Consider the following 25,137-nt stretch of genomic DNA (forward strand, 5'->3'; position numbering starts at 1 on the left):
GAACTCGGAAGTGAAACGCAGCTGCGCCGATGGTAGTGTAGCTTGCTATGCAAGAGTAGGTCATCGCCAGGGGCTTTATCCTAAAACCCTCACCGCCTCGGTGAGGGTTTTTTCTTGCACCAAACATAATCACTGCATTAGCTCCGCCTTGTGCTCGATATCGATAACGTCATAAGCGCTCTATTCGACACGAGTTAATCCGTACACATAATCCGCGGCAGCGTTCCAGCCGCGTAAATAGCGCACTACCGCCACCTGCTTGGCCATCCGACCGTCCACAACGCCAAACAGCAAGCAAAGAACGCCCATACGCCACACCCGCTTGGCCTATGATTCGACTCTTCAGGGACCCATGCGCCAATCGGGGGATCACCGCGTGTTTGTCCAAGTCGAAACCCGCCGCCGGCAACGTACGCCGTGGGTCACCATGTTGCTCGTGCTGGCCTGCGTGCTGAGCTTTATCGGACTCGCCGTGCTGCCGCCGCGCCAGCGCCTGTCACTGCTGCTCGAATGGGGCACGGTGCCGGCGAATATTTTCGACGCCAAGGAACCGATCCTTGCGCAGCTGCACGATCCATCGCTGCTGCGCCTGGTCACCGCGCTCTTCATCCACGTCGCGTGGCTGCATGTGCTCGGCAATATGCTGTTCCTGGTGATCTTCGGACTGCCATCCGAACGCACGCTCGGTTCGGCGCGCTTTTTTCTGTTGTTCCTGTTCGGCGGCATCGTCGCCAACCTGGTCGGCGCACTTTCGCTCGCCGGTGTGCACTCCCCCATCATCGGCTGCAGCGGCGCGGTTTCCGCCGTGCTCGGCACCTACATCGCGCTATTTCCGCGCGAGCGCCTGGGCCTGGTGCTGCCACTGGGTCTCTACCTGGAATTCGTTCGCGTACCCGCTTTCCTGCTTATTGGCATCTGGGTATTGCTGCAGCTGCTTTTCAGCTACGCCGGCCCCAGCTACGGCGCCGTCGTGTGGTGGACTCACATCGCGGGTTTCCTGTTCGGCGTGATCTATGCGCTGCTGTCGCGCAATGCCGTCGTCCGGCGCATGCGCGGATAAACTTGCATCCATGCGCAGCAAGAAACTCTACAAAGTCACCTTCCTGCATCTGGGCAAGAGCTACGAGCTCTACGCCCGGCACGTAGCTTCCAGCGCGCTATGGGGCTTCACCGAAGTAGGTGAACTCGTGTTCGAACCCGCTGGCGAAGGCATTCTGGTCGACCCGACCGAAGAAAAACTGCGCGAGGAATTCAAGGACACCCGCGTCCTGCATCTGCCCATGCAGTCGGTTATCCGGATCGAAGAAGTCGAGCGCAAAGGCTCGCTGGCCATCCGCGACGCCAGCGACGGGCAGAAGGTCACGCCGTTCCCGATGCCGCCACGCGGCAACCGTTGATCGTCAGCGCAGCGCCGCCATCCCGTGATGGCGCGAGAAGTACCGCATCAGCCGCCGCGCGATCGGCGTCGGCGCCACCTGGCGGAAGGTATGGTGCGGATCGAAACCTTCCCGATGCATGTCGGCACGCTTGCGATGGATGTACGCACGCATCACATCCGCGTTGAACTCCGGATGGAACTGCACGCTCACCGCATTCTTGCCATAGCGCAGCAGATGATGGGGATCGCGTTCCGAACCCGCGAGCACCGTCGCCTCTTTCGGCAGCTCCAGCACGCTCTGCTCATGCGTGGTGTGCGCCCGGAACGAAGCCGGCAAAGTCGAGGCCACCGCATCGTTCTTGGCGTGCTCCGCCACCCGGATCAGCATCGTGCCGATCTCGCGCCCGCCGGGCAGATAATCCACCCGCCCACCCAGCGCATGCGCCATCAGCTGATGGCCATAGCAGACGCCGAACAGCGGCAACTCCAGATCCATCGCATCGCGGATCCACCCCGCCGTGCGCTCGCTCCATGCCGCGCGCTCCGTCACCATCGCCGCGGAGCCGGTAATCAACGCACCGGCCACTTCGCCAGGAGGCGGCAAAGCCTCGCCCGCGGCTACATCGACAACACGCACCCGCTCCGGCGCAAGCTGCGCGCCGAGCCGGAACCAGTGCGGAAAATCGCCATGACGGGCGCGGATCGGGTCGGGTGCACGACCGGTACGAATGATCAGAACGGGTTTCATCGAGAGGCAGGTTTCATCAACAGGCGAGCTTCAACGCAGTCAGTGGGAATGGCCTTCCGGCAACTCGATCGGCGGCAGCACCGTAAGCACTTCCTGCACCGTGGTGAGTCCTCGCGCCACCTGCGCCGCCGCCGATATACGCAGCGGCTGCATGCCCTCGGCCAGTGCGGCGGTGCCGAAGCGGCCCAGATCCAGCTGCGAGGACAGCAAGCTGCGCAGGCGCGCCGACAGAATCATCATCTCATAGATGCCCGTGCGCCCCATGAAGCCGGTATTGCGGCATTCCAGGCAGCCCACCGGCTTGAATACCGTAGTCGGCAGCGGCACCGACCAGCCGTGGGTCAGCGCCGTCCATTCGTGCGGATCCTGCGCGGCTGCCTGCTTGCAATGCGGGCATAGCGTACGCACCAGGCGCTGCGCCACCACGCCGGTGAGCGTCGACTGGATCAGGTAATGCGGCACGCCCAGATCGAGCAGGCGCGTCACCGCGCTCGGCGCATCGTTGGTATGCAGCGTCGACAGCACCAGGTGGCCGGTCAGCGAAGCCTGCACCGCCATCTGCGCCGTTTCCAGGTCGCGGATCTCGCCCACCATGATGATGTCCGGATCCTGGCGCAGCAGGGTGCGCACGCCGGCGGCGAAATCCAGGTCGATCGAGGTCTGCACCTGCATCTGGTTGAGTTCCGGCGAGACCATTTCGATCGGGTCTTCCACCGTGCAGACATTGAGTTCCGGCGTGGCCAGGTACTTGAGCGTGGAGTACAGCGTGGTGGTCTTGCCCGAGCCGGTAGGGCCTGTGACCAGCACGATGCCGTGCGGGCGCTCCACCATGCTGCGCCATAGCGCGCCTTCTTCCGGCGAGAAACCGATCTGCGAGAAATCCTTCGCGACGATATCCGGATCGAAGATACGCATCACCACCTTCTCGCCGAACGCCGTCGGCATGGTGGAAATACGCAGCTCCACTTCGCGGCCGCCGGCCGAACGCGTCTTGATGCGGCCGTCCTGCGGGCGGCGCTTCTCGGCCACGTCCATGCGCGACAGGATCTTGATGCGCGCGGTCACCGCGGTCATCACCGGCGGCGGCAGCTCGAACACCTTGTGCATCACGCCGTCGATGCGGAAACGCATCAGCCCGGCTTCACGGCGCGGTTCCAGGTGGATGTCCGAGGCGCGCTGCTCGAACGCGTACTGCAGCAGCCAGTCCACGATATGCACGACGTGGCGGTCGTCCGCGCCGACCTCCCCGCTCTTGCCCAGCTCCACCAGCTGCTCGAAGTTGAGGATGGCGGAGGAGTCGTAGCCGCTGGCCTTGGCGTCCTGGGCCAGCTGGATCGAGCGCTGCACGCCGTAGAACTCGAGCAGGTAGCGATTGATGTCCAGCGGATTGGACACCACCCGCTTCACGTCGCGGCGGATCATGTGGGAAAGATCGGTCGCCCAGCCGGCATCGAACGGTTCGCAGGTGGCGAACGTCACCTCGCCGGGCGAGGCCGCCACCGGCAGGATGCGGTGGCGCGTGGCGTAGGCGTTGCTGACCACCTGGGTCACCGCCGCCACGTTGATCTTCATCGGGTCGATCTTCAGATACGGCAGGCCCGCATGGTTCGCCAGCCATTCGGTCAGCACCTCCAGGCTCAGCGGGCGGCCGGGGTCGCGCAGGTTCGGCAGCTTGGCGTTGGCGATCAGCACCAGCGGGTGCAGCTCCACCGAGGAGCGGCCGCTGCGGTTGCCCATGCGGACGTTCTTGGCGTCCTCGGCCTGGACGAAACCGTCCACCACCAGGGCGGCCAGCACGTCGTCGAGCGTGAGCTTGCCGCGTCGACCCAGCAGCGAAGCGATTTGCGGTGAGGCGGCCATGCGTCGGATTCCCCTCGGTTTTCTGCGCGCGATCAGGCCATGAGCATAGCGCGCGGCTATACTAACCCGCTTTATTCCAGGTCACGGAAAGCCATGTCCGCACGTACCTTCCAGGATGTGATTCAGACCCTCAACCGCTACTGGGCGGCGCAGGGTTGCGTGTTGCTGCAGCCGCTCGATACCGAGGTCGGCGCCGGCACCTTCCATCCCGCCACTTTCCTGCGCTCGCTGGGTCCGGAGCCCTGGGCCGCGGCCTACGTGCAGCCCTCGCGCCGTCCCACCGACGGCCGCTACGGCCAGAACCCCAACCGCCTGCAGCATTACTACCAGTACCAGGTGGTGATGAAGCCCAATCCGGACAATATCCTCGAGCTGTACATCGGCTCGCTCAAGGAGCTGGGCCTGGACCCGCTGGTGCACGACCTGCGCTTCGTCGAGGACAACTGGGAATCGCCCACCCTGGGCGCCTGGGGCCTGGGCTGGGAAGTGTGGTTGAACGGCATGGAAGTCACCCAGTTCACCTACTTCCAGCAGGCCGGCGGCCTGGAGTGCAAGCCGGTCACCGGCGAGATCACCTACGGCCTCGAGCGCCTGGCCATGTACCTGCAGAACGTGGACAACGTCTACGACCTGGTGTGGACGGAAAGCCCGCATGGCACCGTCACCTACGGCGACGTGTTCCTGCAGAACGAAGTCGAGCAGAGCACCTACAACTTCGAGCACGCCAACGTGCCGGAGCTGCTGCGCTGGTTTGACGTATGCGAGGGCGAAGCCAACAAGCTGATCGCCGCCGGCCTGCCGCTGCCGGCCTACGAGCAGGTGATGAAGGCCAGCCACACCTTCAACCTGCTCGATGCGCGCCGCGCCATCAGCGTCACCGAGCGCCAGCGCTACATCCTGCGCGTGCGCACGCTGGCCCGCGCGGTGGCCGAGGCCTACGTCGCGCAGCGCGAAAAGCTCGGTTTTCCGGGCCTGAAGAAGCAATCCAAGCCGTCCAAGGAGCAGGCCGCATGAGCGCCGCCAAGTCACTGCTGATCGAACTGGGCACGGAAGAACTGCCGCCCAAGGCGCTGGACGAACTCGCCGCCGCGTTCCAGCGCGGCATCTGCGACGGCCTGGCCAGGCGCGGCGTCGAAGCCGCGCTGGATCTGGCGCGCGGCTTCGCTTCGCCGCGCCGTTTGGCCGTCCATATCCCGCAGGTCGCCGCGCAGCAGCCGGAGCAGACGATCGAGCGCCGCGGCCCAGCGGTGAATGCCTCGCTCGATGCGGAAGGCAACCCGAGCAAGGCGCTGCAAGGTTTCGCGCAGTCCTGCGGCGTCACTGTCGAGCAGCTGAAAAAACTCGAAACCGACAAGGGCGCCTGGTTCGTGTTCCGCGCCGTGAAGCCCGGCCAGCCGCTGGCCGCGCTGCTGCCGGACATCCTCGACGAAACGCTCAAGAGCCTGCCCATCCCCAAGCCGATGCGCTGGGGCAATCACGACTACAGCTTCGTGCGCCCGGCCCACTGGCTGGTGATGCTGCACGGCGCCGACATCGTGGAAGGCGAGGCGCTGGGCCTGAAGAGCGGCCGCAAGTCGCGCGGCCATCGCTTCCTGCATCCGCATCCGGTGCATGTGGCCGACGCCGACATCTGGCTGGATTCGATGCGCGCCTCCCACGTGCTGGCCGACCCGGCCGAGCGCCGCCAGCGCATCCGCGCCGAGGTGGCCAGGGCCGCCGCGCAGACCGGCGGCCTGCCGCGCCTGGACGACGCCCTGCTCGACGAGATCGCCAACCTCACCGAATGGCCGTCCGCCATCGCCTGCACCTTCGAGCGCGAGTTCCTGGCCGTGCCGCCGGAAGCCCTGGTCACCACCATGGAGACCAACCAGAAGTTCGTGCCGGTGTTCGACGCCGGCGGCAAGCTCACCGAGCATTTCATCGGCATCGCCAATATCGAGAGCAAGGATCCGGCCGAGATCCGCAAAGGCTACGAGCGCGTGATCCGCCCGCGCTTCGCCGACGCCAAGTTCTTCTGGGACGAGGACCTGAAGACGCCGCTGGCCGGCTACCAGGACGAGCTCAAGAACGTCACCTACCAGCAGTCGCTGGGCAGCCTGTGGGACAAGAGCGTGCGCGTGGCGGAACTGGCGCGCATCGTGGCCAATCGCGTCGAGGTCGACGCCGGCCAGGCCACCCGCGCCGCCGCGCTCAGCAAGTGCGATCTGCTCACGCGCATGGTCGGCGAATTCCCCGAGCTGCAGGGCGTGATGGGCCGCTACTACGCCAGTCATCACGGCGAAACCGCCGAAGTGGCCGCCGCGCTGGACAGCTACTACCAGCCGCGCTTCGCCGGCGATGCCATCGCCGCGGGCAAGGTCGGCCAGGTGCTGGCCGTGGCCGAGCGCCTGGACACCCTCGCCGGCATCTTCGCCGTCGGCCTCAAGCCCAGCGGCAACAAGGACCCGTTCGCCCTGCGCCGCGCCGCGCTCGGCCTGGCGCGCACCCTGGTGGAAGGCGGCCTGGAACTGGACCTCAAGGCCAGCTTCACCGAGGCGCTGGAGCTGATCCCCGAAGCCGCGCTCGCCGCCGGCGTGAAGCCCGGCAAGGACGGCAAGGTGCCGGCGCTGGACGCCGGCAAGCGCCGCGCCGCGCTGGTCGACGAGCTGTACGACTTCGTCATCGAGCGCCTGCGCGGCTACTACGCCGAGCAAGGTTTCAATGGCGAGCAGTTCGAAGCCGTGCTGGCGGTGGCGCCGGCCTCGCTGGCCGACTTCGACCGCCGCCTGCGCGCGGTGGCGGAATTCGGCCGCCGCCCGGAGGCGCTCAGCCTCGCCGCCGCCAACAAGCGCGTGGCGAACATCCTGCGCAAGCAGGCCGAAGAAGCTGGCGCGCCAGCGGTGCAGGGCGCGGTCGACCCCGCGCATTTCGAAGCGGATGCGGAGCGCGCGCTGGCGTCGGCGCTGGCAGCGGCGAAGTCGGAAACGGCCGGTGCCCTGCAGGCGGGCGACTACACCGCCGTGCTCACCCGCCTGGCCCAGCTGCAGGCGCCGGTGGATGCGTTCTTCGACGGCGTGCTGGTGAACGCGGAAAATCCCGCGGTGCGCGCGAACCGCCTGGCCTTGCTCGGCCAGCTGCAGGCGCAGTTCACGGCCATCGCGGATATCGCGCGGCTCTGAACTTTCGCCGGCACAACGAAAAACGGCAGCCATGCGGCTGCCGTTTTTTTATTCGCCTGGCTCAGGCCAGGTGGCGATCGCGCTTGAGGCGGTCGCCCAGGCGATGATTGAACGCCACCATCGCCGCCGCATCCACGTCGTTGCCGCCCGGGCCGAGAATCTCATACAGGTCGGCCAGCAGGTCCGCATTGTCCGCCAGCGACAGGTTGCTCTCAGCCAGATCCAGTTCGGACTGCAGGATGCGCAGCGCCGTGTTCAGGCGGTGCGGATCCATCGCCACGCCGCTCGCATGCAGCGTATCGGCGGCCGTGCGCAGCTTGGTGCGCTGGCGGTTGGTGAGCGAAGTCTCGGTGCCCAGTTCTTCGCCGGAGGTGATCGCTTCGGACTGGATCATCGAACCTTCGCCGGCCACCAGCCACACCAGGGAAATACCCATGGTCTTGGCCAGCGTCACGCAACGAGCACGGGAAGGATCGGTATTGCCGTCGCGCCAGCTGCGCACGACGCCCTCGGAGAAACCGCACATTCGCGCGATCTCGGTCACGCTGCCGACCCGCTGGATCAGCACTTTGACTCGATCGGCGAAGGTGCCCCCGATCGGCGGCGTCGTAGTTATTTGCGTAGCCATGGGGATCTCCTGGGTAGTCTGGCAGTTGACTTTTGCAAGCCAGCCTTTCGGGCCGCTTACGTATTAGCCGGGCTATAACACGGCAAGTTGTTACGAAAGGGTTGACGTTTATCTGATCTTCATCTAGCGTCGATATTTCTTACGTGAAGCTGTCGTAAGAAAGTCGATTTCTGAGCGGGGAAACGCACGAACTCCCATTTGGGAATACGCGCGAGCGAAGAAATCGCAATTCACTTTTCCCGGGAATATTGCCCGGGTGATTCAAGGGGAGAACAACGAAATGGTTTCGCATACCGTCATTGCCGCACGGCAATTGCGCCGTGCCCGCTTGGCACTCGCTTTGAGCCTGACTCTCACCGGTGGCGTCGCATTCGCCCAGAGCACGGTGGGTTCGATCTACGGAAACGCCGCCGCCGGCACGACCGTGCAGGCGGAGAACACCGGCAACGGTTTCAGCCGCCAGGTCACGGTGGGCGCCGATGGCCGCTTCAACATCGGTTCGCTGCCGCCGGGCACCTACCGGCTGACCGTCAACGAAAACGGCACGCCGTCGACGCATGAAGTCACCGTCGTGGCCGGCCAGAACCTCAACCTCAGCCCCGGCGCGAGCAAGAGCGCGAAGGAACTGGGCGTGGTGCAGGTGTCGGCCAACGCGATGCCTTCCATCGACGTGGCCCAGGTGGAAACCGCCACCGTCTTCACCGCCGCGCAGCTGCGCAATCTGCCGATCGCGCAGAACCAGACCGCGGTGGCCCTGCTGGCTCCCGGCGTGACCAAGGGCGATGCCCAGTTCGGCAACCTGGCCAGCTTCAACGGCTCGTCGGTGGCCGAGAACAGCTACTACGTCAACGGCTTCAACGTCACCAACCAGTTCAATGGCCTGAACTACTCGCAGGTGCCGTTCCAGGGCATCGGCCAGATGGAAGTGAAGAGCGGCGGCTATGGCGCGCGCTACGGCTATTCGACCGGCGGCGTGATGTCCGTGATCACCAAGCGCGGCAGCAATGAGTGGACCGGCGGCGCACGCGTGGACTGGTCGCCGGAAAGCCTGCGCGCGAACAATCCGAACCTGTACTACAACAACGGCCGCCTCGCGACGGTGCGCGAGAAGAACGAGCAGAGTGAGCGCATCGCGAGCGTGTGGCTGGGCGGTCCGCTGATCAAGGACAAGCTGTTCTTCTACGCCTTGTACAGCCAGACCGACACCGACCGCACCACCTACGGCGGCACCTACTCCAGCCCCGGCAATGATCTCGGCTCGCGCGGCATGCTGGACGACCACTGGAAAGACCCGTACTGGCTGGTCAAGCTCGACTGGAACATCAACGACAACAACGTGCTGGAATACACCGGCTTCAGCGACGTCGAACACCAGAGCGAGCGCGTCTACAAGGGCGGCATGGATGCCAGCAAGCGTCCGCTGCGCGGCTCTTACCAGGGCACGCAGTACTGGAAGACCGGCGGCCGCACCGACATCCTCAACTACACCAGCTATCTGACCGACACGCTGACCTTGACCGCGATGTACGGCCAGCTGCGTTCGGCGCGCACCACCTATGCGGTGAGCAAGGACGGCCTGTACGAGTCGTACAACGGCGTGGTCGGCGACTTCAACCAGCCGGGCTGCGTGACCGTGGCCGACCGCCGCTATCCCGTGGCGACGCTGAAGACGCTCAACCCGTACGCGTCCTGCAACTTCGCCAGCACCTTCGACAAGGTCGGCGGCAAGGACGACAAGAAGTCCGGCCGCATCGACCTGGAATGGAAGCTCGACAGCCACGACCTGCACGCCGGCTACACCAAGGACAAGTGGATGTCCGACACCGGCCAGTCGCTGTACGAAGGCGGCGTGTACTTCAATTACTACACCCGTCCGACGGCGCGCGGCGTGGACAACTCCGGTTCGCCGGAAACCAGCTACGTGCGCTCGATCGCCTTCCAGACCGGCGGCAAGGTCGACATCGAGCAGAAGGCCTTCTACATCGAAGACAACTGGGCGATCACCGACCGCTTCCTCGCTTACGTCGGCGTGCGCAACGACGGCTTCAACAACAAGAACGGCGCCGGCGAAAGCTACGTCAAGCAAAGCAACATCTGGCAGCCGCGCCTGGGCTTTTCCTGGGACGTGATGGGCGATTCGTCGCTGAAGATCTATGGCACCGCCGGCACCTACTCGCTGCCGATCGCGGCGAACGTGGCGCTGCGTGCGGCCAGCGCGTCGATCTACAGCATCCACGACCAGTACTACACCGGCGTCAATCCGATCACCGGCGCGCCGATCGGCCTGCAGAACATTCCGGATGCCGATCCGAACCACGATCGCGTCGCCTATGCGGAGACCTATTACGCCAACGGCGCCAACGGCAGGACGCCGCAGGCTTCGTGGGTGGCCGACAAGGATCTCAAGCCGTACAAGCAGGACGAGTTCATCCTCGGCGCGCAGAAGCAGCTGGACAACGACTGGACCGTCGGCATCCGCCTGATGCACCGCAAGCTGCGCAACGCCATCGACGACGCCTGCGACTGGCGCCCGTTCTACAACTACGCGGTGAACGTGCTGGGCCTGCCGCCGCAGAGCGACGCCAATCCGGGCGGCGTACCGGAAAGCACGCCCAGCGGCGTGCCGGGCTGCTACATCTTCAACCCGGGCCGCGGCGTGGATCTCAACATCCCGCTCACCCAGGACGACGCCGACGCCGGCATCTCGCGCCACGTAAAGTTGTCCTCGCATGACCTGGGCCAGCCGAAGGCCAAGCGTTCGTTCTCCTCGGTGGAGCTGTCGGCCGAGAAGAGCTGGAACGACAAGTGGTACGTCAAGGCCTCGTACGTGTGGGCCAAGAGCTACGGCAACACCGAAGGCCTGGTGAAGTCCGACATCGGCCAGGCCGATACGGGCACCACGCAGGACTTCGACTATCCCGAGCTGATGTACTACAGCAACGGCAACCTGCCGAATGATCGCAAGCACACGATCAAGGTGTACGGCTCCTGGCAGGTCACCCCGGAATGGATGGTGGGCGCCAATCTGCTGGTGCAGACCGGACGTCCGAAGAACTGCTTTGGCGTGAATGAAGATTGGGATGCGTATGCCGGCTACGGCAGCAACGCCTCCTACTTCTATTGCCAGGGCCAGCCGGTGGCGCGCGGCAGCCTGGGTCGCACCAAGACCCTGTGGAACCTGGATCTGGGCGTGAACTACAAGCCGGCATGGGCCAAGGGTCTGCAGCTGAGCATGGACATCACCAACGTGTTCAACCGCCACACCCCGCTGACCATCGACGAGGCGGGCGAGACCAATGCGACGGATTACTACCAGAGCACCTTCGGGACGCCGACCAGCTACCAGACGCCGCGCTATGTGCGTGTGGCAGCTCAGTACGACTTCTCGCTCTGACTTAGCCGTAGGGATTCTTCCAATAAATGCCCCGCTCTCACGGGCGGGGATCTCCCTGGGCCGCACGCGACATGCGGCCTCTTTTTTGTAAGATTTTTATCTAAATGACTGATTCGATGGCTATTACCATTGTCGAGTCGACTATTTCCATGCGATGACGTATGGAATGCATAAAGTAATCTTGACTTTGTCCGATTCATAAATTTTGGGGTATTCTCCGAACTTCCCCCGCGAAAATGACTCGCGCCCCTGAGCGCCAGAGCTTTCGTGACCGTGTTTGTATCGATTGATTGAGGTTCCCCAATGCGCAGGATCGTCTGGTCACTGGTGTCGGTAGCAGCGCTCGCTCTCGCCGGCTGCAATTCTTCTGATTCGTCGCAGCCCGCGGCGTCGGCTGGCGGCGAGTCCGCGCCGGCGGCTTCGGCGCCCGGCCAGCAGCCGACCAAGGCCAATGCGGTCAGCGGCACCGTGGCGCTGCGCGATGCCGCCAGCCAGGTGTCCCCGCAGGCCAAGCTTGAGATCAAGCTGCTCGATCCGGCCCAGGACGGCACCCCGCTGGCCAGCAAGACGATCGATCCGGTGGCGAACCTGCCGCAGTCGTTCGAGCTGGAATTCAATCCGGCCGACGTCAACCCGAACAGCATGTACATCGTGCAGGCCGTGCTGACCGACGGCGACCGCCGCTACACCGCGCCGCTGCAGACGCCGGTACTGACCAAGGGCGCCGGCAACCAGGTGTCGATCCAGCTGGTGGGCGAGCAGACCCCGGGCGAGAAGGAACTGGCCGCGTTCAATGCGGTGCAGAAGCAGATCGGCGGCATGAAGATCACCAGCGGCACCAAGCTGGAAGACAAGGTCTCGCGCGGCTGGCAGGTGTTCCGCGAAGCCGGCGAAGTGAAGTTCATCCGCGAGCAGGTGGACTACGGCGACAAGGGCTTCACCACCACCGACTACGCCTACAAGGACGGCAAGCCGTGGGTCGTGGTGCAGCAGAAGAAGCCGAGCAAGGACGGCAAGCCCAGCTCCACCGAGCGCGCCGGCTGGAACGCCGACGGCGCCCTGGTGCTGAAGCAGGAACAGGCCGGCAGCAAGACCGACGCGCTGGCCGACGACGAAGCCGCCAGCCTGCAGAAGCAGGCCACCAGCATCCTGAGCCTGGCCACCAACGGCAAGAACAAGTAAGCGCCGCTGCCGCCTTCAGGGCATGAAAAAAGCCGTCCGCTCGCGCGGACGGCTTTTTTATTTGGCGTGGCTGGAAAGCCGGCTCAGAAGCCGACTTTCACGCCCAGGTTGACGCTGTTGTACTTCTGGCTGTCGTCGCCGAAGCGGCCGCTGTAGCCCACCCAGCCGGTGACGTTCTCGCTGAACTGGGCGGACACGCCCACGTCGGCGGTGCCCCAGGTCTTGTCCGGCAGGAAGCCGGTGAGGGCGAACTGGCCGGGCATGCTGACCACACCGGCGGTGACGCTGCGCGGGTCGGCCTTGCTGTCGTGGTTCCAGGCCAGCTCGGCGTACGGCGCCAGCATCATGCCGCCGGCCTGCCAATGGCCCTGCAGGCGCCAGCCCAGGGTGGAGATCAGCGCGTCGCGCTGCTGGCGGCCGAACCACATGGTGGTGCTGTCATTGCCGCTTTCGGTGTAGCCGTTGACCTTCACGGTCTGCCATTCCACCGTGGCGAACGGACCGGTGCGGATCGAGTCGAAGTTGAACCACCAGCCGCCGGTGGCGCCGCCGCCGAGGCGATTGCCGTCGGCCTTGCCGCTCTCGCTGCGCGACATGGCGCCGAGCTGGATGCGGCGCTCGATGTCGGTGAAGTTCGACTGCGCGTAGTTCAGGTAGCCGCCGATGTAGCCGCCGCCGTTGTGGTACGTGAGGTAACCCAGGCCGCTGATGTCCTGCAGCTTGTAGCCGCCGCCGCCGGCGAAATCGGCATTGTGCTGGCCGATGCCCAGCGCCACGCCCATCGAGATGTGCTCGCTGGCGCGCACGTCGGCGCCGACGGTCAGGTTGACGTTGTTGCTGGTGGTCTTGGGCGAGCTGCTCTGCTCGTCGAAGCGCTGGTGGGCGTAGTCGACGTTGGCGAAGAAGCGCGTGTCGCTGCCCACAGCGTCGGCCAGCATCTCGTTGCGGATGGCGCGGGTCTGCGCGGCAGCAGCGGCCAGCGGGGCTTCGCCCAGCATGGAGATCTGGCCCGGCGCCTGGATCAGCGACACCACGTACTGGCCCAGCATGGCGTGGGCGGCGGTGGTCGGGTGCACGCCGTCGGCGAACAGATAGGTGTTGTTGGTGCCCGCGGCGTAGCTGAAGGGCAGGCCGGAACCGGCCGGGCCGCACTGCACCGAGCTGCCGTTGCAGGCCGGCGTGGTGACATTGGTGAAGCCGTAGGCCGACGGGTTGGCGATCACCTCGTTGAGCAGCTGGAAGGTGTTCACCGGGATCACGTTCAGGCCGTTGTTGCTCAGCTGGGTGATGCCCGCATTGAGCACGCCGTTGAAGGCGAGCGACAGCTGAGTGGCGCCGGCCGAGGCGGCCGCGCCGCCGGCGAGGCCGGACGGGGTCTTGCCGATGTCGGGCAGGTTGTAGACCACCACGTACTTGGCGCCGGCAGCCTGCATCTGGCCGATCAGGCCCACTTCGGTCTGCGCGGCGGACACGGCGCCCGCGGCCAGCACGTTCGGATTGGTCGAGCTGGCGGTCAGGTAGAAGATGTCGTTGGCGCCGCCCCAGACCTGGTACAGCGCCTTGCCGTCGGCGTGGCCGCCGTTCGCCGCCAGGTACATCTGGAACTGCTGCGGCAGCATCGGCACGCCGGCCGGGGTGCCCGGCGAGTTGTGCTGCAGGCCGGCGCCGCCGAAGGCGTAGTCGGTGCCGCCGGAGAGGGACGCCGTCACCGGCAGGCCCAGTGCCGCGGCGACGTTCTCCGCCGTGGTGGTGCCGGGGTTGGTGGTGAAACGCAGCGGGGTCGGCGAACCCGACAGCTTGGCGATGTTGCCGGCGTCGCTGAGGCTGTCGCCGATGACCACGACCTTGCTGAAGTCGGTGGCGGCGGCGGCAGTGCTGAACAGCAGGCCGGCGGCGATGGCGCCGGCGAGATGGCGGATGCGGGGCATGTCGGTAACGCTCCTTGAGCCGGGATGGCTTTTGTTATTCGCGCGTTACGGTAATGCATGCCCATACGTCAGCGCATGCTGCGCTGCATCGCAGCGCAGCATGGTCGGACAGGGCCGGGCTCAGCGCTTCATGGCGCGCGACAGCGCATCCGCGAACGCACTGTTGGCCGGCGCCGCCGCCGGCTTGGGCGCGCCGCCGCCCGGGCGCGGTCCGCGGCCGTCGCGCGGACCGCCGCGGTTGTCGCTGTTGCCGCCGCCGGCCGGGCGGCCGCCGCGGGCCTGGCCCGGCTCGTCGTCCAGGCGCATGGACAGGCCGATGCGCTGGCGCGGCAGGTCCACTTCCATCACCTTGACCTTGACGATGTCGCCGGCCTTCACCGCATCGCGCGGATCCTTGACGAAGGTGTGCGACAGCGCCGACACGTGCACCAGGCCGTCCTGGTGCACGCCGATGTCGACGAAGGCGCCGAACGCGGCCACGTTGGTGACGCGGCCTTCCAGGATCATGCCGGGACGCAGGTCCTTCAGGTCTTCCACGCCCTCGGCGAAGCTCGGCGCGACGAACTCTGGGCGCGGGTCGCGGCCGGGCTTCTCCAGTTCTTTCAGGATGTCGCGCACGGTCGGCACGCCGAAGCGCTCGTCGGTGTATTGCTCGGGCTTGAGGCCGCGCAGGAAGCCGCTGTCGCCGATGATGCTTTTCACCTCGCGCCCGCACTGAGCAATGATGCGCTCCACCACCGGATAAGCTTCCGGATGCACCGAGCTCGCATCCAGCGGATTGTCGCCGCTGGGAATGCGCAGGAAGCCTGCGCACTGCTCGAACGCCTTCTCGCCCAGGCGCGGCACTTTCAGCAGGGCCATGCGGTTGGGGAACGGGCCGTTGGCGTCGCGGTGCTTGACCACGTTCTCGGCCACGCTGGCGCTTAAGCCCGCCACCCGGGTGAGCAGCGCGGCCGAAGCGGTATTCACGTCCACGCCCACCGCGTTCACGCAGTCCTCGACCCTGGCGTCCAGCGCGCGCGCCAGCTTCACCTGGTTCACGTCGTGCTGGTACTGGCCCACGCCGATGGCCTTGGGCTCGATCTTCACCAGCTCGGCCAGCGGGTCCTGCAGGCGGCGCGCGATGGATACGGCGCCGCGCAGGCTCACGTCCATGTCGGGGAATTCCTTGGCCGCCACTTCCGAGGCCGAATACACCGAGGCGCCGGCTTCGCTCACCACGATCTTCGACAGCTTCAGGTCCGCGTGCTTCTTGATCAGCTCGCCGGCCAGCTTGTCGGTCTCGCGCGAGGCGGTGCCGTTGCCGATCGCGATCAGGTTCACGCCATGCTGCTTGCACAGCACGGCCAGGCGCGCGATGGACTGGTCCCACTGGTTGCGCGGCTCGTGCGGATACACGGTGTCGGTGGCCAGCACCTTGCCGGTGGCGTCCACCACCGCGACCTTCACGCCGGTGCGGATGCCCGGGTCCAGGCCCATCACCGTCCTGGCGCCGGCCGGCGCGGCCAGCATCAGGTCCTTGAGGTTGTCGCCGAACACGCGGATCGCTTCGTCCTCGGCGCTTTCGCGCACGCGGCCGAACAGGTCCAGCGTGAGGTGCAGGTGCAGCTTCACGCGCCAGGTCAGGCGCACGGTTTCGCGCAGCCAGGCGTCGGCGGGGCGGCCGCGGTCATGAATGCCGGCATGCGCGGCCACGCGGCCTTCGCCTTCCAGGTGGCCCTGCTCGGCGTCGGCGGTGGGCGCCAGTTCCAGTTCGATCACGCCCTCGTTGCGCGCGCGCATCAGCGCCAGCAGGCGGTGCGAGGGGATCTTGCCGATCGCTTCCATGTGGTCGAAGTAGTCGCGGAACTTCGCGCCTTCGTTCTCCTTGCCTTCCACCACCTTGGCGCGGATCTGGCCCTTGTCCCACAGCCAGTCGCGCAGCTCGCCGACCAGGTGGGCGTCTTCGGCGATGCTTTCCATCAGGATCGCGCGCGCGCCGTCGAGCGCGGCGCGCACGTCGGCCACGCCCTTCTCGGCGTCGACGAACTGCGCGGCGAAGGCCTCGGGCGCCTGCGTGGGATCGTTGCGCAGGCCCAGCGCCAGCGGCTCCAGGCCGGCTTCGCGCGCGATCTGCGCCTTGGTGCGGCGCTTGGGCTTGTACGGCAGATAGAGGTCTTCCAGGCGCGCCTTGGTGTCGGCGTCGAGGATGTCGCGCTTGAGCGCATCGGTGAGCTTGCCCTGTTCCTCGACGCTGGCCAGGATCGCGCCGCGGCGGTCTTCCAGCTCGCGCAGGTAGCGCAGGCGTTCTTCGAGCAGGCGCAGCTGGGTGTCGTCGAGGCCGCCGGTGGCTTCCTTGCGGTAGCGCGCGATGAACGGCACGGTGGCGCCGCCGTCCAGCAGGTCGACGGCCGCGATGACCTGGTCCGGTTTGGCGGCGATGTCCTGGGCAATGCGATGTTCGATGCTGAGCATGGGGTACTGACGATTCCTTGGAAGACACAAAGGGGCGCGGCATGCCGCGCCGGTCGGGCGTGGAATGATAACAAGCGTGGGAAAGGCCGAAAAACGCAGGGAACGCCAGGGCTCCCTGCGCGGGCTCGGTGCGCGAGCTCAGGGGTCAGGCGTTGAACGAACCCTTGTTCGTCTCGTTCGGCGGCGCGGATGCGGCATTCGCCAGTTCGTTGGCGCGGCCGTTCAGCACCAGGGTGCCGGCGATCATGTCGTGCAGGCCCTGCTTGCGCTCGGTGAAGGCCACCATCAGATAGCCGATGCACAGGATCATGCCGCTGAGCATCTTGGCGAAATAGCGGCCGGTGGCGCGCAGGAAGCTGATGCGGTTGCCTTTGAGATCCACCACGCGGATGCCCATCGCCAGCTTGCCCAGCGTGGCCTGCCAGGACGAGCTCTCGCACAGCGCGAAATACAGCCAGGCGATCACGATCTGCACCAGCATCGCCGGCAGCATGGCGCCGTAGAACGCGCTGTAGGCGGACATCAGCGCGGAAGGATCGCCGCTGGCGCTCTGCGCGCTCTGCATCAGCGCGCTCTGCGCGGCATCGGCGCCGAGCATCTTGCTGATCAGCAGATTGGGGATGACCAGCACGATGTAGTCGAGGATGTAGGCCACCACGCGCTTCCAGAAGCCGGCGTGGTCTTCCAGCGAGCGCTCGGCGCCGGGTGCGGTCTGCAGCGGGGCCTTGGGCGGGGAATACACGCGGTCGAGCGCGGGCGGCTCTTCGGGAAACAGCGCGGACAGCGGTTTCCAATCCGCCATGCCCTGGTACCAGCCCAGGTCGTCCGGGCTCACTTTGCCGGTGCGCAACCACTCGCGCACGTCGCTTTCGCTATAGGGGCCATGCCGCTCGCCATCCCGGCCGATCCAGACTTCCATCGTTCGTGCTCCCATCGGTGGAAGCCGCATCATGCCACGCCCGCGCAGCGGTTCCATGCCCGTGCGCGGCGGCGCCGCGGGCCTCTCAGGCCGCGCGGCGCTTCAGATGCACCAGCAGCAGCGAGATCGCCGCGGGGGTGACGCCGCTGATGCGCGAGGCCTGGCCGATGGTCTGCGGCAGCGCGCGCTTGAGCTTGAGCAGCACCTCGGCGGACAGGCCGCGCACCTTGTCGTAGTCGAAGCCGTCGGGAATGGCCGTCTGCTCGTGGCGGCGCTGGCGTTCGATTTCCTCGCGCTGGCGCTCCAGGTAGCCGGCGTACTTGGCCTGCACTTCCACCTGGGCGGCGACGTCGGCGTCGCTCACGGCGGGGCCCAGTTCCGGCACGGTGGCCAGGCGGGCGTAGTCCAGTTCCGGGCGGCGCAGCAGGTCCAGCGCGTTGCTCTCGCGGCTGACCGCGATGCCGAGCTGGCGCTCGATCGCCGCGCCCAGCGCGTTGTTCGGCGCCGCCCACAGCGTGCCCAGGCGCTGCGTTTCCCGTTCCACCGCTTCGCGCTTGGCGCGCAGCGCATCGAAGCGCTGCTGCGGCACCACGCCCAGCGCATGGCCGGTTTCGGTGAGGCGCAGGTCGGCGTTGTCCTCGCGCAGATGCAGCCGGTACTCGGCGCGCGAGGTGAACATGCGGTAGGGCTCGATGGTGCCGTTGCTGGTGAGGTCGTCGATCAGCACGCCGATGTAGGCCTCGTCGCGGCGCGGATACCACGGCGCCTTGCCCTGCGTGGCCAGCGCGGCGTTGAGGCCGGCGATCAGGCCCTGCGCGCCGGCTTCCTCGTAGCCGGTGGTGCCGTTGATCTGCCCGGCGAAGTACAGCCCGGGAATGCCCTTGGTTTCCAGCCAGGGCTGCAGGCCGCGCGGGTCGAAGTAGTCGTATTCGATGGCATAGCCGGGGCGCGTGATGTGCGCGCGCTCGAAGCCCTTGATCGAATGCACCAGGTCCAGCTGCACGTCGTAGGGCAGGGAGGTGGAAATGCCGTTCGGGTAGATCTCGAAGGTATCCAGCCCTTCCGGCTCGATGAAGATCTGGTGCGAGGACTTCTCGGCGAAGCGCACCACCTTGTCCTCGATCGAGGGGCAGTAGCGCGGGCCCACGCCTTCGATCTGGCCGGTGTACAGCGGCGAGCGGTCGAGCGCGCCGCGGATCACTTCGTGGGTGCGCTCGCTGGTGTGGGTGATCCAGCAGCTGACCTGGCGCGGGTGCTCGCCGCGCGAACCGAGGTAGGAGAACACCGGGGCGGGATCGTCGCCGGGCTGCTCTTCCAGGCCGGTGAAGTCGATGCTGCGCAGGTCGATGCGCGGCGGCGTGCCGGTCTTCAGGCGGTCGGCCGCCACCGGCAGCTCGCGCAGGCGCTGCGCCAGGGTGGTGGCCGGCGGGTCGCCGGCGCGGCCGCCGGCGTACTGCGCCTGGCCGATATGGATCTTGCCGGCCAGGAAGGTGCCGGCGGTGAGCACCACCGCCCGGGCGCGGAAGCTCAGGCCCATCTGGGTCATCACGCCGACCACGCGGCCGCCTTCCAGCAGCAGGTCGTCCACGGCCTGCTGGAACAGTTCGAGGTTGGGCTGGGTTTCCACGATGCGGCGGATTGCCGACTTGTACAGCGCACGGTCCGCTTGGCAGCGCGTGGCGCGCACGGCCGGACCCTTGGAGGCGTTGAGCGTGCGCCACTGGATGCCGGCACGGTCGGCCGCGCGCGCCATGGCGCCGCCCAGGGCGTCGATTTCCTTGACCAGATGCCCCTTGCCGATGCCGCCGATGGCCGGGTTGCAGCTCATCTGGCCGATGGTCTCGATGTTGTGGCTGAGCAGCAGCGTGCGCGCGCCGGTGCGGGCCGCGGCGAGCGCGGCCTCGGTGCCGGCATGGCCGCCGCCGACCACGATGACGTCGTAGGGAATCGGGTGAAGCATGGTGAAGACCGCCTGCGGGCGCCTGAGTGGAGCGGAGAAAGCGATATGGTAACTCGATCAGTGCCTTAGCACGTCGAGCCATTTTCCTGGCACGGATCCTGCTTTTATCCCTGTGCACTTTCACTGGGCAGACGCTGCGCGGAGACGCGCGCAGAGACCGAACGGACAGGGGTTCGGTCGCGTGCCGGGGAGAGGAAGCAAGACGGCGCCCATTGGGCGCCGTCGTTTTTTCTGCTTGCCGGAGGCTGGGAGAAGCTTGGGTCCGGCCAGAATAAGATCTGGCGCCCGGCGGTCTCAGGAACAGGGGGAATCCAGGATGACCGTGTTGCCGGGCGCCAGAAACCGTGAATGCGGTGGGCGCAGGCGGCGCTGCCGCCTCGTCGTGAAGGCGATAATTGCCCCTGCAGCGTGAACATGGGGTGACTAAAACGGAGATTTGTGCCGGAGCGCGGCAGCAGCTGACGTCCTGCGTCATTTCGTGATCCGTGCCCGGGAATTCCGTGATGAGTATCCAGGTGACACGTGATGCACATCACAAACAATGGCACGCCGGTTGCTTCGCCTTCCCCGCCGTAGCGTTTCAAGGGGGCAAGGCCATGGACATGAGCATCGACTTCAAGGCGTTCTTTCCGCACCACGATCTGCTGATCGAAATGGGTCGCGTGGAAATGGCGATGGAGCATCTGGATCAGCGCGCCGACGACGAGCGCCGCTCGCTGCGTCCCCGGCTGGAATCGCGCATGCACCGCCTGCGCAGCGAGCTCGATCACCTCGTCGTCTGAAGCGGCCCGGCGCGCCGGGCCACCCGCTCGCTTCGCCTACTCGTGCAGCATGCTCTGCACGATCTCGCCGAGATTGCGCGACAGGCCTTCCCGTTCCGCCAAAGCGGCAATCGCTTCCCTGGCGCGTGCGCGGCGCACCGGCTCCAGCCGGCGCCAGCCGTTGAACACGGTGGCCAGCCGGGCGGCGATCTGCGGATTGAGCGCATCCAGCGCGGCCAGCCGTTCCGCCAGCAGCCGATAGCCTGCCCCGTCGGTGCGGTGGAAACCCGACGGGTTGCTGCGCGCCCAGGCGCCATAGAGTGAATTGACCCGGTTGGGATTCTTCAGCGTGAACGCGGCGTCCCGCTCCAGCGCCTGCACGGTCGCCAGCGCCGGCTCGCCGGGTTGCTGGGTCTGCACGCTGAACCACTTGTCCAGCGCCAGCGGGTTGTCCGCATAGCGCTGGCGGAAATGCGCCAGCGCCTCCGCGGCCTGCGGCGCGCCGGTGCGCACCAGCACCGCCAGCGCGGCGAGGCGGTCGGTCATGCCGGGCGCGTGTTCGTATTGCTGCTCGGCCAGAGCCTGAGCACGTGGCGTATCGAGCAGGGCGAGCAGGTCGAGCATGCGCCGCTTCAGCCGGCGCTGCGCCTGGCTGGCGGCGTCGAGCTTTGCGCTGGTCCGGGCGGACAAGGCCTGATAGCGCGCCAGGATGGCCTCGGCACCCAGGCGTTCGGCCAGCCGCCGCTGCAGTTGTTCGCGCATGGCATGGATGCGCTGCGGATCCGCTTCGCGCTCGCGCTCGGCCAGCTCCACCTCGCCGGGGGGCGTCATCAGGTCGGCCAGCAGGGCGGGATCCACGCCGTCTTCGGCGAACAGCCCCGCCAATGCACCGCTCCACGCCTCCACCGCCTCGCCGCCGCCATGTTCGCGCAGCGCCTCGTATGCGCAGGTGGCCAGTTGCTGCCCGGCCTGCCAGCGGTTGAAGCCGTCGGCGTCGTGGCGCAGCAGCAGGGCGAGGTCGGCCGCGGCGTCCATGCCTTCCAGGATCACCGGCGCCGAGAAGCCACGCAGCAGCGACGGCACCGGCGCGGCGTCGACATCGCGGAACACGATCTGCTGTTCGGCCTTGTCGGCCACCACCACCAGCTCGGTCGCACCCGATTGCGGATGTCCGTCGACATGCAGCGGCAGCATCCGCCCATCGCGCGCGAACAGCGCGAGCTTCACGGGAATCGGCAACGCCCGCTTCTCCGCCTGCCCGGGCGTAGGCGGCGTGTGCTGGGCCAGCGTGAGCGCGTACTCGCGCCGCATCGCGTCGTAACGGCCGCTGGCGCGCAGGCGCGGCGTACCCGCCTGCGCATACCAGGCCAGATAAGGCGACAGATCGATCCCGTTCGCCTCGCCCAACGCGCCGAGGAAATCCTCGATCGTCGCCGCCTGCCCATCGTTGCGCGAGAAATACAGATCCATGCCGCGCCGGAAACCTTGCTCGCCCAGCCGCCCCGCGATCATCCGCACCAGCTCCGAACCCTTCTCGTACACCGTCGCGGTATAGAAGTTGTTGATCTCGCTGTACTGCGCCGGACGCACCGGATGCGCCAGCGGGCCGGCATCTTCCGGGAACTGCGCGCGGCGCAGCAGCGCCACGTCCTCGATGCGTTTCAGCGCCGGCGAATTCATGTCCGCCGAGAACTGCTGCTCGCGGAACACCGTCAGCCCTTCCTTCAGCGACAGCTGGAACCAGTCGCGGCAGGTGACGCGGTTGCCGCTCCAGTTATGGAAATACTCGTGCGCCACCACCGCTTCCACCGCGCGGTATTCGTCGTCGGTGGTCGAATCCGGATCGGCCAGCAGGTATTTCGCGTTGAAGATATTGAGGCCCTTGTTCTCCATCGCGCCCATATTGAAATCGTGGGTGGCGACCACGTGGAAAACGTCCAGGTCGTAATGGCGCCCGTAGGCCTGCTCGTCCCAGCGCATGGAACGCTCCAGCGCGTCCATCGCGTAATGGCAGCGGTCGATCACATTAGCTTCGGACCAGATCACCAGCTTGACGTCGCGCCCGTCCGCCGTGCGGTAATCGTGCTCGATTTTCTCCAGCCGCCCGGCCACCGTGGCGAACAGATAGCTCGGCTTCGGATGCGGATCGACGAAGCGCGCCCAATGCCGCCCGTCCGGCATCTCGCCCGCGCCGTCCGGATTGCCGCCGGCCAGCAGCACCGGGAAGCGCGTCTTGTCCGCGCGCAGCGTCACCGTGTAGCGGGCGAGGACGTCCGGCCGGTCGGGAAAGAACGTGATGTGGCGAAACCCTTCCGCCTCGCACTGCGTCAGCAGGAAGCCGCTCTCGCGCGAACCTGACAGATACAGGCCTTCCAGCGCCGTGTTCCGCGCCGGCTGCAGGCGCACCCGCGTTTCCAGCACGCTGCCGTCGCGCGCGCCGTCCACTTCCAGCTCGCCTTCGTTCTGGCGGTAGCGGCCGGCGTCCAGCGGCTGGCCATCCAGCGCGATGGAAAGCAGTTCCAGTCCTTCGCCATCCAGCCGCAGCGGTTCGTCCTGCGCGGGGTCGCGGCGCAGGAGCAAGCGGGACGATACCTCGGTGACGTCGATCCCTAAGTCGAACTCCAGTTCGACGCGCTCCACCCGCCAGGCGGGTGCGCGGTAATCGCTGAGGCGGATGGTGGGTGCGGAAAGCTGGTCGCGTGCGCTCATGGGGGACATTGGCAGGCTGCGGAGACGGTTCAGGCTAACATGCGGCATTTTCGCAGCAGGACAAGCTAATGCCGAGCCATGCCTACCGCGCCGGACGCAGCAGCGTGGGACCCCACGAGATCGTGATCCTGGAAGACCCTTCCCGCGGCCGCCGCGTGCGCATCGCGCGGCGCGGCGCCACCGTGATCGGGCTGGAACAGACCCTGGGCGCGGCCACGCTGGACCTGGCCGACGGCTACCGCGACGCCGCCGAGCTGGACAGCCGCCCCAGCTCGCGCTTCGCCATCATGGCGCCGTTCGCCAACCGCATCGACGATGCGCGCTACAGTTTCGACGGCGAAACCCACGACCTGCAGCCGGGCATCGAGGGCGCGCAGCGGGCGGCGCGGCATGGCTTCGTGCGCGGCGTGGATTTCGAGCTGGCCGGTTTCGGCGCGAACGAATTGGGTGCGCATGTCGAATTCCGCACCTCGGCGATCCGCCCCGGCGTGCATCCGGGCTACCCCTTCGCGATCGACCTCAGCATCAGCTACCTGCTCGATGCCGACGGCCTCACGCTGGAAGCCGGCATGCGCAATGTCGGCGACCGCGCGGCGCCGTGCTTCTTCGGCTGGCATCCGTACTTCCGCCTGGGCGACGCGCCGGCCGATGCCTGGGAACTGCAGATTCCCGCCGAGACCATCGTGCGCACCGACGCCCACTACATCCCGCTGCCCGGCAAGGCGGCGCACGTGCCGATGCAGGAAGAGCCCGCGCTGGATTTCCGCCGCCCGCGCCCGATCGGCGCACACGAGATCAACCATGCTTACGCGCAGCTGCGCCTGGACGAGGACGGCCGCGCCCGCACCCGCCTGCGCGATCCCGACAGCGGCCTGGGCCTGGCCGTGTGGCAGGAGTCCGGCGTGATGCTGGTGTTCACCGCCGACACCGTCACGCGCGACGTGCGCCGCTCGGTGGCGCTGGAGCCGATGGAAAGCTGGGCCGATGCCTTCAACCGGGCGGATTGCGCCGATGCCATCCGCCTCGAACCCGGAACCGAACGCCGCTTCCGCTGCGGCGTGGAGATCGAACTGCCATGAGTGCACTGCCCGACCTCGACCAGATTCGCGACGCCGCCGCGCGCATCGCTCCTTACGCCGTGGTGACGCCGGTGCTGCGCAGTGCGCGCCTGGATGCGCTGGCCGGCGCGGGACTGCATTTCAAATGCGAGAACCTGCAGCGCGGCGGCGCGTTCAAGTTCCGCGGCGCGTGCAATGCGGTGTGGTCGCTGGACGACGAACAAGCTGCGCGCGGCGTGGTCACGCACTCCTCCGGCAATCACGGCAATGCCTTGGCGATGGCGGCCGCCACGCGCGGCATCACCGCTCATGTGGTGGTGCCCGAAGGCGCGGTGCGCGCCAAGCTGGATGCGATCGAACAGGCCGGCGCGGTGCTGCACCGCTGCGGGCCGACGCAAGCGGCGCGCGAGGCGATGTCCGCCGAGGTGCAGCGCCAGACCGGCGCGGAAATGGTGCATCCCTATGCCGACCCGCGCGTGATGGCGGGGCAGGGCACGCTGGTGCTGGAGCTGCTGCGCCAGGTGGAAGGCATCGATGCGCTGATCACGCCGCTCGGCGGCGGCGGGCTTGCCGCCGGTTGCGCGATTGCCGCGCATGGCCTGAAGCCGGAGCTGGCGATGTTCGGCGCGGAGCCGGCGGGTGCGGACGATATCGCGCAGTCGCTGGCGCGCGGCGCACGCATCGAGTCCTTTCATCCGGACACCATCTGCGATGGCCTGCGCGCACTGGTCGGCGAGCCGAACTTCGAAGCGCTGCGCACGCATCGCACGCAGGTGATCACCGTCAGCGACGAAGAAGTGGTCGCGGCGATGAAGCTGCTGTGGCGCGAACTGAAGCTGGTGATCGAACCGTCCAGCGCCACCGTGCTGGCCGCGGTGCTGAAGCAGCCCGAGCATTTCGCCGGCCGCCGCGTCGGCCTGGTGCTGACCGGCGGCAACGTCGATCTCGACGCCTTGCCCTGGTAAGCGCCCTCACCGCGTAGGTTGGGGTGAGCCACAGG

17 protein-coding genes are annotated in these 25,137 nt (G+C 66.9%); 9 read left to right on the forward strand and 8 right to left on the reverse strand.

The features are described 5' to 3' along the window. Nucleotides 1-376 precede the first annotated feature (376 nt). Together FHW84_RS09375 and FHW84_RS09380 are read left to right on the forward strand one after the other, a co-directional pair. Nucleotides 377-1,060 carry a rhomboid family intramembrane serine protease gene (locus FHW84_RS09375; RefSeq protein ID WP_167254773.1) on the forward strand — a complete coding sequence of 228 codons (684 nt, stop codon included), beginning with the start codon at nucleotides 377-379 and terminating at the stop codon, nucleotides 1,058-1,060. A 10-nt stretch (nucleotides 1,061-1,070) separates the two neighbouring features. Next, nucleotides 1,071-1,397 (forward strand): DUF1820 family protein, encoded by a 327-nt coding sequence (locus tag FHW84_RS09380; protein ID WP_167254775.1) that lies wholly within the window; start codon nucleotides 1,071-1,073, stop codon nucleotides 1,395-1,397. 3 nt (nucleotides 1,398-1,400) lie between these two features. On the opposite strand, the gene FHW84_RS09385 is transcribed toward FHW84_RS09380, so the two are convergent. Beyond that, nucleotides 1,401-2,126 carry a glutamine amidotransferase gene (locus FHW84_RS09385; RefSeq protein WP_167254777.1) on the reverse strand — a complete coding sequence of 242 codons (726 nt, stop codon included), beginning with the start codon at nucleotides 2,124-2,126 and terminating at the stop codon, nucleotides 1,401-1,403. A 39-nt stretch (nucleotides 2,127-2,165) separates the two neighbouring features. Then, complete coding sequence (locus FHW84_RS09390) at nucleotides 2,166-3,986, reverse strand: GspE/PulE family protein (protein WP_167254779.1); 1,821 nt, start codon at nucleotides 3,984-3,986, stop codon at nucleotides 2,166-2,168. A 93-nt stretch (nucleotides 3,987-4,079) separates the two neighbouring features. On the opposite strand from FHW84_RS09390, the gene glyQ reads away from it, so the two are divergent. After that, entirely contained in the window at nucleotides 4,080-5,000 is a 921-nt protein-coding gene (glyQ, locus tag FHW84_RS09395; protein WP_167254781.1) for a glycine--tRNA ligase subunit alpha, read from the forward strand. Next, entirely contained in the window at nucleotides 4,997-7,144 is a 2,148-nt protein-coding gene (gene glyS, locus FHW84_RS09400) for a glycine--tRNA ligase subunit beta (protein ID WP_167254783.1), read from the forward strand. The genes glyQ and glyS overlap by 4 nt, the downstream gene beginning before the upstream one ends. Nucleotides 7,145-7,205: 61 nt before the next feature. On the opposite strand, the gene FHW84_RS09405 is transcribed toward glyS, so the two are convergent. Then, a complete protein-coding gene (locus tag FHW84_RS09405) occupies nucleotides 7,206-7,772 on the reverse strand; it encodes a helix-turn-helix transcriptional regulator (RefSeq protein ID WP_167254785.1) in 567 nt (188 codons plus the stop codon). A 340-nt stretch (nucleotides 7,773-8,112) separates the two neighbouring features. Here FHW84_RS09405 and FHW84_RS09410 point away from each other — a divergent pair, with 340 nt between their 5' ends. Both FHW84_RS09410 and FHW84_RS09415 read left to right on the forward strand, forming a co-directional pair. Continuing rightward, on the forward strand, nucleotides 8,113-11,166 hold the full coding sequence (locus FHW84_RS09410; RefSeq protein WP_167254787.1) for a TonB-dependent receptor: 3,054 nt from the start codon (nucleotides 8,113-8,115) through the stop codon (nucleotides 11,164-11,166). 303 nt (nucleotides 11,167-11,469) lie between these two features. Next, nucleotides 11,470-12,348, forward strand: a complete 879-nt coding sequence (locus tag FHW84_RS09415) for a DUF1481 domain-containing protein (RefSeq protein WP_167254789.1) — start codon at nucleotides 11,470-11,472, stop codon at nucleotides 12,346-12,348. A gap of 83 nt (nucleotides 12,349-12,431) precedes the next feature. On the opposite strand, the gene FHW84_RS09420 is transcribed toward FHW84_RS09415, so the two are convergent. The 4 genes from FHW84_RS09420 to mnmG all read right to left on the reverse strand — a co-directional run bounded on the left by FHW84_RS09420 (nucleotide 12,432) and on the right by mnmG (nucleotide 19,609). Next, complete coding sequence (locus tag FHW84_RS09420; protein ID WP_167254791.1) at nucleotides 12,432-14,276, reverse strand: autotransporter domain-containing protein; 1,845 nt, start codon at nucleotides 14,274-14,276, stop codon at nucleotides 12,432-12,434. Nucleotides 14,277-14,396: 120 nt separating this feature from the next. Further along, a complete protein-coding gene (locus tag FHW84_RS09425) occupies nucleotides 14,397-16,730 on the reverse strand; it encodes a Tex family protein (protein WP_167254793.1) in 2,334 nt (777 codons plus the stop codon). Between the two features lie 145 nt (nucleotides 16,731-16,875). Beyond that, the gene (locus FHW84_RS09430; protein WP_167254795.1) at nucleotides 16,876-17,649 is read right to left on the reverse strand and encodes an RDD family protein; all 774 of its coding nucleotides are present in this window, start codon (nucleotides 17,647-17,649) and stop codon (nucleotides 16,876-16,878) included. 85 nt (nucleotides 17,650-17,734) lie between these two features. Beyond that, nucleotides 17,735-19,609 (reverse strand): tRNA uridine-5-carboxymethylaminomethyl(34) synthesis enzyme MnmG, encoded by a 1,875-nt coding sequence (gene mnmG / locus FHW84_RS09435; protein WP_167254796.1) that lies wholly within the window; start codon nucleotides 19,607-19,609, stop codon nucleotides 17,735-17,737. 503 nt (nucleotides 19,610-20,112) lie between these two features. Between mnmG and FHW84_RS09440 the strand changes: the two genes are divergently transcribed. Further along, nucleotides 20,113-20,391, forward strand: a complete 279-nt coding sequence (locus FHW84_RS09440) for a hypothetical protein (RefSeq protein WP_243868054.1) — start codon at nucleotides 20,113-20,115, stop codon at nucleotides 20,389-20,391. Between the two features lie 36 nt (nucleotides 20,392-20,427). On the opposite strand, the gene pepN is transcribed toward FHW84_RS09440, so the two are convergent. Further along, nucleotides 20,428-23,079, reverse strand: coding sequence for an aminopeptidase N (gene pepN / locus FHW84_RS09445; protein ID WP_167254798.1), 2,652 nt, complete (start codon nucleotides 23,077-23,079; stop codon nucleotides 20,428-20,430). Nucleotides 23,080-23,147: 68 nt separating this feature from the next. On the opposite strand from pepN, the gene FHW84_RS09450 reads away from it, so the two are divergent. Together FHW84_RS09450 and FHW84_RS09455 are read left to right on the forward strand one after the other, a co-directional pair. Next, nucleotides 23,148-24,158 carry an aldose epimerase gene (locus FHW84_RS09450; protein ID WP_167254800.1) on the forward strand — a complete coding sequence of 337 codons (1,011 nt, stop codon included), beginning with the start codon at nucleotides 23,148-23,150 and terminating at the stop codon, nucleotides 24,156-24,158. Beyond that, the gene (locus FHW84_RS09455; RefSeq protein ID WP_167254802.1) at nucleotides 24,155-25,102 is read left to right on the forward strand and encodes a pyridoxal-phosphate dependent enzyme; all 948 of its coding nucleotides are present in this window, start codon (nucleotides 24,155-24,157) and stop codon (nucleotides 25,100-25,102) included. The genes FHW84_RS09450 and FHW84_RS09455 overlap by 4 nt, the downstream gene beginning before the upstream one ends. Nucleotides 25,103-25,137 lie beyond the last annotated feature (35 nt).

The organism is Dyella sp. SG562, from assembly GCF_011759495.1.
Lineage (GTDB): Bacteria > Pseudomonadota > Gammaproteobacteria > Xanthomonadales > Rhodanobacteraceae > Dyella_D > Dyella_D marensis.